Annotated in this window: 13 protein-coding genes; 3 read left to right on the forward strand and 10 right to left on the reverse strand. The window is 66.4% G+C overall.

The window, feature by feature from the left end:
• The first annotated feature begins 50 nt into the window (after nucleotides 1-50).
• Both FA89_RS04015 and FA89_RS04020 read left to right on the forward strand, forming a co-directional pair.
• On the forward strand, nucleotides 51-2087 hold the full coding sequence (locus FA89_RS04015; RefSeq protein ID WP_051938505.1) for an alkaline phosphatase family protein: 2037 nt from the start codon (nucleotides 51-53) through the stop codon (nucleotides 2085-2087).
• A gap of 114 nt (nucleotides 2088-2201) precedes the next feature.
• Nucleotides 2202-2630, forward strand: a complete 429-nt coding sequence (locus tag FA89_RS04020) for a DUF3617 domain-containing protein (protein ID WP_036138440.1) — start codon at nucleotides 2202-2204, stop codon at nucleotides 2628-2630.
• 72 nt (nucleotides 2631-2702) lie between these two features.
• On the opposite strand, the gene FA89_RS04025 is transcribed toward FA89_RS04020, so the two are convergent.
• The 4 genes from FA89_RS04025 to FA89_RS04040 form a co-directional block, all read right to left on the reverse strand.
• Nucleotides 2703-3083 (reverse strand): hypothetical protein, encoded by a 381-nt coding sequence (locus FA89_RS04025; RefSeq protein WP_036138443.1) that lies wholly within the window; start codon nucleotides 3081-3083, stop codon nucleotides 2703-2705.
• Between the two features lie 80 nt (nucleotides 3084-3163).
• A complete protein-coding gene (locus FA89_RS04030; RefSeq protein ID WP_051938506.1) occupies nucleotides 3164-4288 on the reverse strand; it encodes a J domain-containing protein in 1125 nt (374 codons plus the stop codon).
• Between the two features lie 77 nt (nucleotides 4289-4365).
• Nucleotides 4366-5934, reverse strand: coding sequence for a glycoside hydrolase family 30 protein (locus FA89_RS04035; protein WP_036138445.1), 1569 nt, complete (start codon nucleotides 5932-5934; stop codon nucleotides 4366-4368).
• Between the two features lie 21 nt (nucleotides 5935-5955).
• Complete coding sequence (locus FA89_RS04040) at nucleotides 5956-6807, reverse strand: helix-turn-helix transcriptional regulator (RefSeq protein WP_036138447.1); 852 nt, start codon at nucleotides 6805-6807, stop codon at nucleotides 5956-5958.
• Nucleotides 6808-6904: 97 nt separating this feature from the next.
• Between FA89_RS04040 and FA89_RS04045 the strand changes: the two genes are divergently transcribed.
• Complete coding sequence (locus FA89_RS04045) at nucleotides 6905-7801, forward strand: SDR family oxidoreductase (protein WP_036138450.1); 897 nt, start codon at nucleotides 6905-6907, stop codon at nucleotides 7799-7801.
• Between the two features lie 243 nt (nucleotides 7802-8044).
• Here FA89_RS04045 and FA89_RS04050 read toward each other — a convergent pair whose 3' ends face one another.
• The 6 genes from FA89_RS04050 to FA89_RS04075 all read right to left on the reverse strand — a co-directional run bounded on the left by FA89_RS04050 (nucleotide 8045) and on the right by FA89_RS04075 (nucleotide 14946).
• Nucleotides 8045-10357: a hypothetical protein gene (locus tag FA89_RS04050; RefSeq protein WP_036138453.1), complete on the reverse strand. Its 2313-nt coding sequence runs from the start codon at nucleotides 10355-10357 to the stop codon at nucleotides 8045-8047.
• A 309-nt stretch (nucleotides 10358-10666) separates the two neighbouring features.
• Nucleotides 10667-11188 carry a DUF2127 domain-containing protein gene (locus FA89_RS04055; RefSeq protein WP_051938507.1) on the reverse strand — a complete coding sequence of 174 codons (522 nt, stop codon included), beginning with the start codon at nucleotides 11186-11188 and terminating at the stop codon, nucleotides 10667-10669.
• 48 nt (nucleotides 11189-11236) lie between these two features.
• Nucleotides 11237-11629, reverse strand: a complete 393-nt coding sequence (locus tag FA89_RS04060) for a DUF2894 domain-containing protein (protein WP_051938508.1) — start codon at nucleotides 11627-11629, stop codon at nucleotides 11237-11239.
• A complete protein-coding gene (locus FA89_RS04065; RefSeq protein WP_036138457.1) occupies nucleotides 11626-12270 on the reverse strand; it encodes an OmpA family protein in 645 nt (214 codons plus the stop codon). Before FA89_RS04065 ends, FA89_RS04060 begins: the two co-directional genes overlap by 4 nt.
• Nucleotides 12267-14240, reverse strand: coding sequence for a DUF802 domain-containing protein (locus tag FA89_RS04070; RefSeq protein WP_036138459.1), 1974 nt, complete (start codon nucleotides 14238-14240; stop codon nucleotides 12267-12269). The genes FA89_RS04065 and FA89_RS04070 overlap by 4 nt, the downstream gene beginning before the upstream one ends.
• Nucleotides 14241-14250: 10 nt before the next feature.
• Nucleotides 14251-14946: a DUF3348 domain-containing protein gene (locus FA89_RS04075; protein WP_051938509.1), complete on the reverse strand. Its 696-nt coding sequence runs from the start codon at nucleotides 14944-14946 to the stop codon at nucleotides 14251-14253.
• Nucleotides 14947-15036: the final 90 nt, after the last annotated feature.

Here is a 15036-nt window from a genome sequence, read left to right on the forward strand (position 1 = left end):
CCTTATCGACACGCATCAGGGGGAAGACTTCAGGTAGGGAGAGATTCAAAATGCTTACACGGTTGCACCGCACACGGCTTTTGCCGCTGTTGATGGGTGCGCTTTCCGCCGGCCTCGCCGGTGTTGTCAGCGCGCAGGACACCACGCCGCCCGACCACGATGCGCCGTTCCGCCAGAATGTGCCCGTGGCTCCCTTCAACAACCCGGGCGGTCTTCCCGGCGGCATCGTCTTGATGCACAAGCCGCACCATGGCGAGGACAACAGCGACAATACGGTTACCCCGATCAAGCACGTGATCCTGCTGATCGGTGAAAACCGCACGTTCGACCACGTCTACGGCACCTACACGGCGCCCAAGGGGCAGTCGGTGGACAACCTGCTGTCCAAGGGCATCGTCAATGCCGACGGCACGCCGGGTCCGAACGTGGACCTTGCCACGCAGTACATGGCCTCGAGCACCGGCAAGTTCGACATGTCGCCCACGAAGGCAGGGAAGTACAAGACGCTTCCGCAGATGAACACCGGTGGCGCACCCACCGCGGCACCCTTCGCTTCCGCGACGCAGGCACAGGCCATCGAGCCGGCCCTGCCCGATGACGCTTACGACATGCTCGCTGCCGGTGGCACGGGCCTGCCCAACCGCGTGGTCGATACACGCTTCCCGGCCAAGCTCGCCAACGCGCCGGTCGACATGCATGCGTCGATCGGCTACGACGCCTACGCCAACAGCCCTGTGCACCGCTTCTTCCAGATGTGGCAACAGCTCGATTGCGACACCAAGGCATCCACCGCCGCCAACCCGAGCGGGTGTCGCCACGACCTGTTCCCCTGGGTCGAAACCACCATCGGCGCGGGCACCAACGGCAAGCCGCTACCGGCGAACTTCAACGACGAGAGCACCGGTGAAGGCGCCACCGCCATGCAGTTCCTGAACATGGCTCAGGGCGATGCACCGTACTTCAAGAAGCTGGCCCAGAAGTATGCGCTGAGCGACAATTTCCACCAGTCGGTGATGGGCGGCACGGGTGCCAACCACATCATGCTGGGCTACGGCACCTTGATCTACTACGCGGACGCCAACGGCGATCCGGCCACCCCGCCAAAAAACCAGATCGAGAACCCCGACTCGCAGTACGGCACCAACAACTGGTGGATGCAGGACGGTTACAGCGGTGGTTCGTACGTCAATTGCTCCGACGAAAGCCAGCCGGGCGTGAAACAGATCAAGAACTACCTGCGCTCGCTGCCGTACCTGACGTTCAAGGGCACGGACTGCAAGCCCAAGGCCTACTACCTGGTGAACAACTACAACCCGGGCTACCTGGGTGACGGCACGCCGGCGCCGCTGGGCGCCGACCAGTTCACTATACCGCCGACCACGCAGGAGAACCTGGCGCTGCTGCTGGAGAAGCATAAAGTTTCGTGGAAGTACTACGGTGAAGGCTTCGGTGGCGGCAAGGAAGATGGCGAGGGCGGCACCTTCTGCAACATCTGCAACCCGTTCCTGTACTCCACCCAGGTCATGACCAACCCGGAACTGCGCGCCAAGAACCAGGACCTCAACGACCTGTACAACGACATCCAGAACGACACGCTGCCGGCGGTTTCCATCGCCAAGCCGGACGGCATCCTCGATGGCCATCCGGCCTCGTCGAAGCTGGACCTGTTCGAAGGCTACGTGCGCAAGATCGTCGAAATGGCCGAAGCCAACCCGAAGGTGTGGGACGACACCGTGATCATGGTGACCTTCGATGAAGGCGGTGGCTACTACGACTCCGGCTACATCCAGCCGATCGACTTCTTCGGCGACGGCACGCGTATCCCGCTGCTGGTGGTGTCGAAGTACTCGGTCGGTGGCAAGGTCGTGCACACGTACTACGACCACGTCTCGTTCGACAAATTCGTCGAGGCCAACTGGAACCTGAAGGACCAGATCTCCAACCGCAGCCGCGACAACCTGCCTAACCCGGTGTCGTTCAAGGAGAACCCGTATGTACCGGTGAACGCACCGGCCATCGGCAACCTCATGGACATGTTCAACTTCACCCGAAAGGATGTCCACGACACCGCCGCGATCGCTGACTGATCGCTCAGGGTTTGTTCGATACCGACCCTGCCCGCGAAAGCGGGCAGGGTTTTCGTGTTTACAAGGAGTCCGATGATGATGAAGCTTCCCCTACCCAGACGGCGAGTCGGAACAATGGCCCTGACCGCACTGGCCGCTGCCGCTGCGTGCGCCCTTGCCGTGACGGCGGTCACGCCGGTCCACGCCGATCCCGGCGACTTCGGTGCCATGCCCGGGCTGTGGCGGGTCAAGGTGCAGCACATGGTCAACGGCAAGGCCGGTGCACCCGAGGTGCAGTGGCATTGCGTGGATGAAGGTGCCGATCCCTGGACCACGTTCGCCGCATGGACCCCGGCGGAGGGCGAGTGCACTGCCACGAACCAGCAACGCCGCAGTACCTCGCTGGCGTGGAAGCTCACCTGCAAGGGGAGCCCGGCGGCTTCGGCGCATGTGGATTTTGACAACGCCAAGCACTACACAGGCAGCGTCATGGTCGAAGGCCGTGGCGAGGTGACGCACGTGGAAGGTGACCGTTACGCCGCCTGCACCAGTCCGGAGGATTGACGCAGCGGCGGCAGCCACGACGCCAGTGTGTCGTGAGACCGATTCCGGGCTGCGTTGCCGTAGCGTGCGCTTTCAGCGATCTCGATCCCACTGGCACAGGTGCAACAGAACGCCGCTTGGATCATGCACGAATACGACACTGGCACCGTAATCCTGCATCGCGGGCGGTTGCACCCGCGCATCCGGAAAGGCTCCTTCATCCAGTACCGAGGCCACGTGCGCGTACCAGGCTTGCGCGTCGTCCACCGTCACATGGAGCATGCTGTTCTCGGCGAACGCCTTGACGTAGTAATCCTGGATGTAGAAATGCTGCTCGTCGGCCAGGCGTACCAGCGCAAGGCCGGGGCCGACATCGAAGGTTTCCCAGCCGAGGGCGGCGTAGAATCGTTTGCACGCTTCGAAGTCTTTGGCTGGTATGAACGGCCGTAAGTCAGTGGCTTTCGAATAAGTCATAGTCGATGTCTCATGCTATCGCTGCCGTTCGATTGCCAGAAATTAGCTGGGCGCTCACCTTCGGATCCACGCATCGCACCTCAGAACATCAGGTCGTCATAATCCATCTCAGCCAACTCCTTCCTGATCTCCTTCAACCAGGACTTCAGCCGTGACGGATCATCGAAGAGGCGAAGGTCCTTTTCGAAAACGCGGATATCCTGACGCATGCCGGTCATCTGCGCGGCAAGGCTGCGCTTGACGGTCTTGGGTGACACGGACCTGGTGGGTGCCATGCCGCTGCGCATCAGGAAACCCATCTGCACGTCCACCAGTTCCTCGTCGAGCTGGTGGAGTTGTTCCTTGAGGATGGTGTTCCACCGCTTGAGCCTTTCCTCGCTGACATTGTCGAGCGACGACTGATCGATGTGTTCCAGCTCCAGCTGCAATTCCAGCAGGTCCAGCAAGCTCTTCTTGCCGTAGGCCACGTTGACCTTCTGCATCAGCGCGGCCTTGCGCTCCCGTTCCACCGGGTCGGCCTCGCGATCGGGGTGCAGCGCACTGGCGAGCTTGCGGTAAACCTCGCGGATCGACAGATTGACCTCGTCCTGCTCGGTGCGCGCGCGTTCGGCGGCAGCACTCTGCTTCGGTGTCTTCTTTCGCTTGGCGTGGTACTCGTCGCGGGCCTGCTGATGCTCGCGTTCGCGTTCGTCTTTCCCGTCCAGCTTCTCTTGCACATGCCGCATGACGTCTTCGGGCGAACTCATGTCGACCTCGTCGCCTATCTCGACCCCGAACATCGCGGACATGCTTTCGCGAATGTCGTTCAACGTGGCGGCCTCTACCTCCGGATCCACGGGGTCGTATCGACGAAGAATTTCTTCGACGACCGGATCGTCGATGCTGCGCGCCAGTTCGTCGGCGACACGCAGCAGCAGATCGGCGATCGTCTGGCGCTCGGTCTTGGTCAGGCCCTTGCGACCGTGCAGCTGATCGAGTCGGGTGACCAGCTCGATGCGTACGGCGTTGTACTGCTGCAGGAGCGGCACGAACTCGTTGTTGTACTTCCGCTGGAACTCGGTGTCGAACGTGGCCCATTCGGCCAGCGCCTCGCGACGCTTGCCGATCCGCTCGACCAGCGTATTGAAGGCTTTCTGGCCTTTCGAAAGCGGGCGCGCAGGGCCGTCGGTCGGCGTGCCGATCGGGGTGAGGGTACGCTTTACCATGGAGGAGCTCCGACGAAGTACGAAAGGTGCGCGGCTAGTCTAATCGACGCGGCATGACGGGGCCTGTCGGCAGCGGCCTAATCCACCCGCGTCGGCTTCCCCTCCGGCCCCAGCCACCGCTGCGCACGTCGTATCCACGCACCCAGCAAGTCCGGATGCCAGACGAAGGTAGCCACGCTTTCCGCCGGCAAGGTGTATGCGAACTGGTTGCGCCCCTGCGCCACCGTCAGCTGCTGCGCCTCGGTCTTGATGTTCACGGCCACCAGCACGATCGATCCATCGACCGGATTGGCGAACGCGACATTGGCGATGCCCATGCTCGCATCCGTATCGTTCGACTTGATGCGTACGGCACCGGGCGTGACGAACCGACTGAAATGGGCCAGTGCGTAATATTCGTCGTTGCGGGTGACCTCGCCCGTCTGCGAATCGATGGTGACGACACCCTTGCATACGGCGCATCCGCCGAAGTGGGGGCCGTGGTCCTCGTCCAGTGCCAGGTTCCAGTAGATGACGCCACGCGCCCATTGTCGCGTGCCGGTGACCAGCAGGTTGCGCGTGAACCACAGCAGTTCGCCATTCATGCTCAGCGCCCAGTCGCCGCCGGAGCACTCGGTGATGTAGGCGTCCTTGTCCGGATGCGCGCGATGCACGGTGCCCTGGGCGTGCTGGCTGCCTTCGTAGCAATGCCAGGCGACGCCGTCGACATAACGGGCCACGTCGGGATTCGACAGTACGCCCAGCGGTTCCTCCGGGTGGCTCCAGTTGTGGTCCCAGTCGAGAATGCGCGTGCGCGGTGTCCGTCCGGCGAGCTTCGGCCCGAGATACTGGCCGATGATGCGGGCACGCGTGGCGGCATCCATCGGCATGCCAGGATAGGTCATGGGCGAGAAGTGCGGCTCGTTCTGTAACGTGAGCGCGAAGACGGGAATGCCGAAGTGACGGTACACATCGAGGTACCTGATCAGGTAATCGGCATACACGCTCTCGTACTGTTCCAGCAGCTCGCCGCCGATCAGGTTGCCCTCGGACTTCATCCATGCGGGCGCGCTCCAGGGCGAGGCCACGATCAGCAGGCCGGGCTGCAGGGCAAGCGCTTCCTGCACGGTCGGGATCACTTCCGGCAGGTTCTCGGCTACGTTGAAGTGCTTCAGCTCCGGATCGGTCTCACCGAAGGGAATATCGTCCAGCGTGTAGAAGTGCCGCGAGAAATCGGAGGCGCCGATGGTCAGGCGCATCATGTTGAAGTCGAGGCCGGGCGGCGGTCCGAACAGCTCGCGTATCAACGCGTGGCGTTGCCTTGGATTCAACCGGTGTCGCAGCAGCCAGGCGGAAGCATCGGTCATCGCGGCACCGAACCCGGTCATGCTCTGGTACGAGGTGTCCGCGTCGATCACGATGTCGGCGGATGTCCCGTCGCGCGCACTCATGGCGACAGCGTTCTGTGGAGACAGCTTGAGCCGACGATCCGCCGTGCTCAGCCACACATCCACCGATGGCATGATCGGCTTCACCGCCGGCTTGGCCGTCCGTGCAGGCGACGACTGCCGCGCCTGTGGCACGACCAGCACCGTGATGGACAACACCACGAGCAACATCAATGCGCCCGCTATCGCGCGGTGGGATACGCGCCGCGCTTCATCCATGAAGGACACACCCGCGCAACGTCACGTGGCGGCTCGCCCGTTCATCGCCCGCCGTGCCTCGATCCGCTCGCGAATGCGTTGCGTATCCGCTGCCGACACCGCGTTGTAGACGATCACGTGCAGGTCCGGACGGCCGTCCACGGCGAACGCCGAATATTCCAGGTCCAGCACGCCAAGGTCCGCATGATGGATCCGCTTGATGCCATCGCCGTGTGCGCGCACATCGTTGTCGAGCCACATCGCTTCGAATTCCGGGCTGATCCGGGCCAGGTCGTCCACGAACTGGCCGATCTCCGCCGTGGCGCCGGCACGGGCGACATCCGCGCGAAACGCGCCCACGACGAACCGCGCCACCTTTTCCCAATCGTCCTGGTGCTCGCGCACGCGGGCATTGGCGAACATGAGGTGGAGGATGTTGCGCTCGGCCGGCGGCAGTAGGCCGTAGTCGGTGAACACCGCGGCAGCGGCCTCGTTCCAGGCCACGACATCCCACAGCGCGGTGCGCACGAAGGCCGGGCTGCTGCCCAGGGCATCCAGCACCCGCTGCAGGCGTGGCGTCACGCCGTCGTAGGATCGGTAACGCACCTCGGGCAGGCGCCCCAGCGCCAGCATGAACAGGTGCTCGCGCTCCGGCTCGGTCAGCAGCAGGCCGGCGGCGATGCGGTTGAGCACCTCGGCCGAGGGTGCGCCACCCCTGCCCTGTTCCAGCCAGGTGTACCAGGTGGGGCTGATGTTGGCGCGCTGCGCGACTTCCTCCCGGCGCAGGCCCTTGGTGCGGCGCCGGCCGCCGACGAAGCCGAAGCTCACCGGATCGAGCCGCGTGCGGCGATCACGCAGGAAGGTGCCCAGCGGATTGTCGAGGTGGTCGGACATGGCGAGCCTGTTGGTTTCTATACCACGATAACGTCACTACTTTACCCGTATGCGGGCCGGGACCATCGTACCCCGACACCCCCAGCAGAGGCATCCCATGCGTATCTTCCTTACCGGCGCCACCGGCTTCATCGGCTCGCGCATCGTTCCCGAACTGCTCGCGGCCGGGCACCAGGTGCTGGGCATGACCCGCTCCGACGCCGGTGCCGAGGCCCTGCGGGCGGCGGGCGCCGAGGTCCACCACGGCCTGCTGGAAGACCTGGACAGCCTGCGTGCCGGCGCAGCGCAGGCCGATGCCGTGATCCACACCGCGTTCGATCACGACTTCAGCCGGTTCGTCGCCAACTGCGAGAAGGACCGGCAGGTGATCAAGGCGCTGGGCTCGGCCCTGGTCGGCACGCGGCGCCCGCTGCTGATCACCTCGGGTACCGGCATCGGCAGCCGTGGACCCGGCCGGCTGGCCACCGAGGATGTCTTCGACGCCGCGCATCCCAACCCACGCATCGCATCGGAGATGGCCGGCAACGAACTGCTGGCCGAAGGCGTGGCCGTGGCGGTCGTGCGGCTGCCGCAGGTACACGATACGGTGAGGCAAGGCCTCATCAGCCCGTTGCTGGACGTGGTGCGCGAGAAGCGCGTCTCGGCTTACGTGGGCGATGGCCAGAACCGCTGGCCCGCAGCGCATGTGCTCGACGTGGCACGGCTATACCGGCTGGCGATCGAACGCTGCACACCGGGGGCGCGCTACAACGCGGTGGCGGAGGAAGGCATCCCCGCGCGCGATATCGCGCAGGTGCTGGGCGAAGGCATGGGTGTGCCGGTGGCATCGATCGATGCCGACAAGGCGGCCGATCATTTCGGTTGGCTGGGTATGTTCGTCGGCCTGGACATGGCCGCGTCCAGCGAGTGGACCCGCAAGGCGCTGGACTGGTACCCCACCGGCCCCACGCTGCTGGAAGACCTCAGGCGCATGGATTACTCCAGCCGCGCCTGAGTCGGGAGAAGCGCGGCGTTACTTCTGGTTGCGCTTCTTTTCGTCCTTGACCGCTTTCTTTTCCTTCATGGTCTTGGCGGGCTTCTTCTTCTCGCCCTTCTTCGAATCCAGTCCCTTGCTCACGGCGTCTCCTCGATAGGTGCTTCGGCGGATCGCCGTCGCTGGGTGGACCGCGCGCACGCGTGGTCCACCCAGCGAAGATTACGCCTTATTGCGTACGCACGGGGCGCGCGACCCCATGATTTACACGCTGCCGAACAGGCCCCGTGCATAGTCGTACTCCGCCAGCATCTCGTCGAAGCTCAGCGCCCGGTTCCATACCGCGGCGTAGCGGGTCAGCACCGCACCCTGCCCCGCGGCGTCGCCGCCGTCCTTCCATGCGTTGATCAGCACCTTGCCGTTGAGCGGCCGCGCCGGCAGGCCGGGATAGCCCTGCTCGCGTGGCTGGTCTTCATAGGCGGGGCAGAGGAAGCGCACGGTGCCGGCCACCGCATCCACCGACACGATGGCGAAACGCGGCTTGTAACGCGTGTCGGTGGATTGGCCAGGGCCCGTGGTCACGGCTTTCTCACTACCGGTGAGCGCCAGCCGGAAGCTGGTCAGTTCCGCGTCGGAGGCGCCCAGCGTGTACGAGTGCTGCAGGGCCAGGCCCGCCATGCGCGGGCTGAATCCCTGGAAGGTGCTGATCGCACGCCCCGCGTTGCTGCCGGGGCCGACACCGTAGGGACTGCAGAACACTGCCGCGAACGTCATGCTGGCGGTTTCGTCGATGTCGGTCTGGAAGCCCTGCGTGCCGTTGGCCGACTGCGTGCCCGACGCGGTGAAGCTGGGCCGTCCGATCAGCGTGAGCGCCGCGCGGCCGCTGCCGGACCGGTCGACCACGTCGCTGCGCGCGTTGCCGTTGAAGTGCCACTCACCGGTGGGTTGCACACGCCTGACCCAGCCCAGCGCGACATCGGCGACCAGCGCATAGTTGTGCATGGGACGCGTCGTGCCGTTGCTGGCCACGTAGACGTCGGTGTCGCCAGCGCTGTCGCGGATGTTGGTGCGCGGCCCGCCGTTGCGCCCGGCGATGGACGCCGGCTCGGCGGGGTCGCCCCAGCCCAGCGAGATCTTGCTGGCGCTGGACGGCAGGTCCGTCTTCAGCGTGATCTGCAGGGTGTCTCGCGAGACCACGCGGACGGACGCGATCAGGTTGTTGTCGGTGGGACTGGCGGGCACGATGCGATTGTCGGCATCGCGCACGTCCAGTCCGTAGTTACGCGTGGGCGCGACCCAGCGCGTATCCAGCGTCAGCACGCCGGAGGGCACGTTGAAGGTCAGGTTGATGGTACGGGCGCTGACTCGTACCGCTGCCACGACGTCGAGCGCGGGATTGCGCAGCGCGATGCCGGCCGAGCGATCGAGGATCAGCTGGTACAGCGCACGCGCGAAGTAGCGCCCCTGCCACCGATGGCTTTCGTTGGTCAGGTGCAGCATGGGCTGATCGACAGCGGCTTCGTCGGCGTAGTCGAACAGGTACTGCGGATTCACCATGCGCAGGTACGCGCTGGCCAGGGACGCATCGCGTTGCGCCAGCGCGATGAACGGATTGCAGAACGCCAGGCTCATGGCACCGTAGCTGTTGTGGCTGCATACCTGGCCGATCAGCCACAGTGGTCGCCAGCTCTGCTCCGGCAGGTTCACCTGGCACAGCTTCTGCCAATGCGCGCGCTCCAGCGCGATCAGCTTGCTCTTGTAGGTGGCGCGCGTTTCCGAACGGCCCGTGGAATCCGCTTCGCCCTGTTGCCAGGTGGTGGCCAGCCAGGCGATGTTGCTGCCGTCGCGCTGGCCCTCTTCGCGCATCAGCCGCAGCATCGAGGTAAGCCGCAGCCGGCTGTTGTTCCAGCCCTGGTAGCCGTCGAGCTTGTCGTCGTCGAGGAAGCTGGCGAAGTAGCCGATCGGGCGACCGCCCTCGCCGCTGGTGAAGGCCGCATAGCGGCTGTACTGCGATGCCGCGGGCACGCCGGTAAGGGCGGCGGTGTAATCGACCAGGCCGTCCGCGCAGGCATTGGTGCCGACTTCGCCACCGGTACCGTGGCCGCCGTCGTATTCCACGAGCGGCGCCAGTCCGGTCATGGCGCTGGCGTCCGTGCCCGGACGCACGCCGCCGTTGAAGGTCACGTTGGCGTAGATCTGCTGCAAGGTCAGCGCGGGTCGTCCACCCGTGCCCACCGCGTTGGACTGGCCATGGAACATGATCAGTTCGCGGCGCGCGCGAAGGATGGTTTCCGACGCGGCAATGGCGTTCGCCGCGGGCAGCATGCCGCCGGTGACCACCGCGCCGGCGTTGGCCGTGCCGCCGAACAACCAGGACAGGCCGAGGCTACCGCCCACGCTGGCCAGGCCGACGCCACCCGCGGCGGAAACACCGACGCGAAGGAACTGCCGTCGGGCGATGTCCGGTTGGCCCGGTTCCGGCACGGCCGTGGCAGGACGCCACGGTCGCAGGTCAATGCCGCCGTCGGGGCGATGCAGGTTCAGGGAGACACGCTTGAAGATCCAGGACTGTTTCATGAGGCAACTCGTTGGCGCCCGTGCGCATGCCGGGCGTGAATAGAAAAGAGGAGCGCACGAACGAAACCTGCCGAACCACGTGTGGACGGACGACGCACGACGATGGCTTCGGAATGTGCAGTTACGATGTATCACGCGAACCGGGTTACGCGACCCGTCGTAATCGGCAAGGAGGCCATGCATCACTCCTTTTGTGAGCTGCGCCGCAAACCGGCGCGCGCTGCGCAAGCCCGCACGGATGCACGGGCATCACGCGTCACGGGCACTGCGTTGCGCAGGCCCGTGCGTCCATCGGTCACACCCTTGTCGTTATCGCGCGTGCAGCGCCGATGCGTCCGTCACGCCACCACGCGGTCGCATGGCGAGGCGAACCAGATAGATCACGATGAGCACGTTGGCGACGAGCACAGCAACCTTCAGCCAGCCGAAACGCACGATGCATTCGTAGATCTCCACGGGCACGAGCGAGCCGGTGGCGATGACGGTGAACCACTCGGCCCAGTGCTTGCGCATCCACAGGCCGATGCCTTCGGTGGCGAAGATGGCGGCATACACCAGCGCCACGATGCCCACCGCTTCGACCTTGGCCGGCCCCATCTGTTCGAGCAGGTGCACCAGGCTCCAGCGCAGGTCGTTGCTGTCGGTCAGCGGCAGGTGTTCCAGCCAGTGGACCAGGTGCCGGAAGCGGTCTTCCTGGTCGAGATGGAACGCGGCGCTGGCGATGATGATGAGACCGATCGTCTTGACCGCCTTGTAGACCGCGATGATGCGCAGGCCGGCAGGGTGGTGGTCGGGTGCGTGCGTGTCGTTCGGAAGATCGGTCGGCGTCATCGGCGAACTATAGATGGGCCAGGGCCGTGGCGTAATCCGCCGCGGGCATTATTTGCGCGGTTTCTTCCGCGCGCGCTTGCCGATGGTGGCCGGCTGCGGCGCGCCATCGGGTGTCGGGCCGCCGCGCTCGCCCACGCGCTCCATCCAGGCCAGGTCGTCGACATAGCCCAGGAAGTGCTGCAGGTAACCGGGTGACACGTCGCGCATCACGCCCAGGGCACGATGCACCAGGGCCGACGAATTCAGCGGGCCGGCGTTCTCGGGCACCGGCGCCAGCGACTGGCGCAGCTGGCTTTCGGTACGCACCCGCGACCACAGACGCTGGAAGTCGTCCAGCAGCGGCAGCTCCGGATACGACGAGGTGCCGCCGCGTTCGGCCGCGAGGGCGTCGACCAGCTGGCCGAGAGGGCCGCGAGGCACCGAGGGCGGCGGGGTGCTCACGGCGCGCCGGCGGCCGGCTTGGACGGCCGCGGCATCGGCGCGATCTCCACGCGGCGGTTCTTCGCCCGGCCTTCCTCACTGGTGTTCGCGCCCACCGGCTGCTCGGCTCCGAAGGCGGCGGCAAACACGGACGACGCCGGCACGCCCGCGGCGATCAGCGCGCGGGTGACCGTGAGCGATCGCTGGGCCGAGAGTTCCCAGTTGTCGACGAAGTGGCGGTTGCCGTCGTGCACGGGCTGGTCGTCGGTGAAGCCGCTGACCATCAGCACGTCGTCGCGCGTCTTCAGGTAATCGGTGAGCGGACCGGCCAGGCTTTTCATCACCTCCTGGCCCTCCGGTTGCAACTGGTCGGAATTGAGCGCGAACAGCACGCTGCCGCGGATGCCGATGCGGCCGTCCACCAGCGTGACCCTTCCCGCGGCGATCGGTGCGGCCAGGGCCTGCTCGAGCGTCTGCCGGCGCTGCTGCTCCACCTGTTTCTGCTTCACCGCTTCGTCGAGCTTGCTGGTGAGCTGCAACTGCATGCCGATGACGCCGACCAGGATCAGCACGAACGCGCCCAGCAGCACCGACATCAGGTCGCCGAACGCGGCCCAGATCGGCGTGCCGGCTTCGCCTTCGAGTTCGGCGTCGTCACTCATGCGTCGGCCGCCCCGCTCGCACGCTGGCGCGCCAGCTGCTGCATTTCCTCGATGATCTGCTTCTGCGACAACACGCTGAGGTCGACCACCTCCCTGGCCTGCGCCACGTAGTACGCCAGTTGCTCATCGCTGCGTGCCATCGCGCCGTCCAGCGCACCGGCGATGTGCTGCAGGCGCTCCGCCAGGGCCTCGTTGGACTGGCCAAACAACTGCACGGCGCTGCCGAAGGCCTCGCCCAGGCCGGCCACCTCGGTGGTGCTGCCGGTGAGCTGCGCAGCGACGGCGTCGAGCTGGCGCGCGCCGGCCTCCACCTGGTCGCCGAAGCGCGTGCCGACACGCTCGAGCAGGTCGGCGGAGGTGGTGACGAGCGCATCCACGGCGGTGCGTTGTTCGTTGGATGCGTGGTTGACGGCGTCCAGCAGCGTTTCCAGCGTGGCCAGCAGACGGTTGCGCTCGTCGAGCATGGCCGTGTCGCGCAGCATGCTGTCGGACAGTTTCTGGCGCAGTTCCGCGACCACTTCGGCCGCCGCGCGGGGCGCCTCGGCCGCGGCCTCGACCAGGCGTGCCATCTCGGCGATGGTTGCGCCGGCGTGGGCCTCGGTGCTGGCCGACACCGCCGTGGCCGTGCGCTCCAGCGTGTCGCAGATGGCCTGCTCGCGACGGATCGCGTCCGCGGCGGCGGCCTCCCACTGGGCCTGCAACGAGGTGGTCATCGCGGCCAGGGCGTCGCTCCACGTGGCCAGGCGCGCGGCATCGCGCGAGGCGAGCACGTCCTGCAGTTCCGCATGCGACTGGTTGACCGCGTGGACCAGCGAGGCGGTATGCGCGTCGAACGTCGCCGCCGCCGTGGCCAGCGCCTCGTGGTGGCGGGTGGCCAGCGCGGCACCGTGGTCGTCCAGCGCGCCTTGCAGGTGCTGCACCAGGGTGGCGTTGCCGGCCTGCTGGCGGGCCAGGGCGTCGTGCCAGATCGTCGCCACCTCGGCGGTGCTTTTCGCAAAGCCGGCGGCGAGGCCGTCCAACTGTGCCTTTACGGCGTGGGTCACCGTGTCGTGCAGTGCCGAGGTCTCGCGCGCCAGCCCCTCCATGGTCGCTGCCATCACCGGCTGGAACGCGGCACTGGCCGCACGCGCGCTCTCGGCCACGCTGTCCTGCAGGGACGCACGAACCGACTCGGCCAATCCCGTGTAGACCGTGGCAGTCGCGGCATGGAAGGCTTCCTGGCTGGCGAGCTGGCGCTCGCCCGCGGCCACGCCCTGCTGCTCCAGGCTGGCCATCATCGCCTGCAAACGATCGACCAGCGCAGGCATCACCTCGGTCTGCTGCTGCAGCAGGCGGAACGTCTCGTCACGCCGGTGCGCCTGCGAGAACACACGCAGCGTGGTCGATGCCTTCGCATCCAGCGCCTGCACCACTTCCAGCCGCTCACGGCGAAGCAAGGCGGACAGCAGTCCCAGCATGGCCGAGCTGGCCACGCCGGCAATCGACGTGCCGAAGGCGAAGCCCAGCCCCTTCACCGGCGCGGCCAGCGAGCCGCGGATCGCCTGCAGGTCGGTGGCGCTTTCCAGCGCCAGCCCGGTACCGCGCAGGGTGGCCATCATGCCCAGCAGCGTGCCGAGCATGCCCAGCAACACCAGCAGGCCGACCAGATAGGGCGTGAGCGACGGTGCGGGCAGGGCCACGCGCTCGCCTTCGATACGCAGGCGCACCGCGGTGCGCAGGCCGGGGTGCAGGCGCTCCAGCCAGGCGCCCAGGCCGGGCGGCGTGGCGGTCAGGTCGTCCACGGCCTGGCGCAGGCTGGACGTGGCCTGCCGGTAACGGTGCAGTTCCAGCGCACCGGCCAGGTAGCACAGGCCGATCAGCAGCGCGACGGCCGCACCCAGCGGATTGCTGCCCACGTAGCCGAAGCCGATCCAGCACACGGCCAGCAGGCCCACGAGGAAGACGGCGAGGTAAAGAGGAGTTCGGGACATGATTTCTCGGTTATCGGGCGGGCAGCGCGGCGAGCAGCGCATCCACCGGTTGGAAGCGAACGTGGAGTTCGGCCAGCAGCACGCTCTGCATGTCCTTGCGGAAGGTATCCAGCCAGGTTGCGGCGCCCTCGGCCTGGGCCGCGATGCGCAGCCGGTCGAAGTGCCGTCCCAGCACACCCGGCACCTGGCCCAGCAGCGCCTGCTCGCGCGGGCTGAGCGCCGCCTCCATGACGGCATCGACCCCGGCCAGGCGCGCCATATCGGCGGACATGGACGCCACGCTGTCGCGCAGGCGACCCCGCAGCTGGCCCGTCTGCGCCTGCATGGACCGTTGCAGGACGAGATAGCGCTGGCGGAACGGGGCGAAGTCGGCCAGGCCGCCCGTGTCGTCGCCCGAGGCGACCAGTTCGCGGGCGCCGGCGATGGCGCCGCCCAGCGCCTGGCGCACCCGCGCGCATTCCGCCACCTCGTCGGACAGCGGCCGGGAGAGGTCGTCGGCCGACGGAGCCGCCGGGCCGTCCAGCGTCGCGGACAAGGCAAGCGCGTGGGTCCAGTCGAGCCACTGGCTCAGCCGGTCCGGCAGGGCGATATTCGGACGCGCGGTGTCGACGTCGGTGAGACGGGACAGCAGGCGGATGAACGTGGGGCCACGGACGCTCGTCCGCTGTACTCGTTGCACGGTATCTGCTGGCGAAAAAACGCCCATTTTACACGCGAACGGTGGCGACCCATGGATCGTCGGCAAAAGCCGCCCCCTGGGATACCATCCGGGGTCTTCCAAGTGAGGGGACGGGTC

This window comes from Luteibacter sp. 9135 (assembly GCF_000745005.1).
In the GTDB taxonomy this organism is placed as follows: domain Bacteria; phylum Pseudomonadota; class Gammaproteobacteria; order Xanthomonadales; family Rhodanobacteraceae; genus Luteibacter.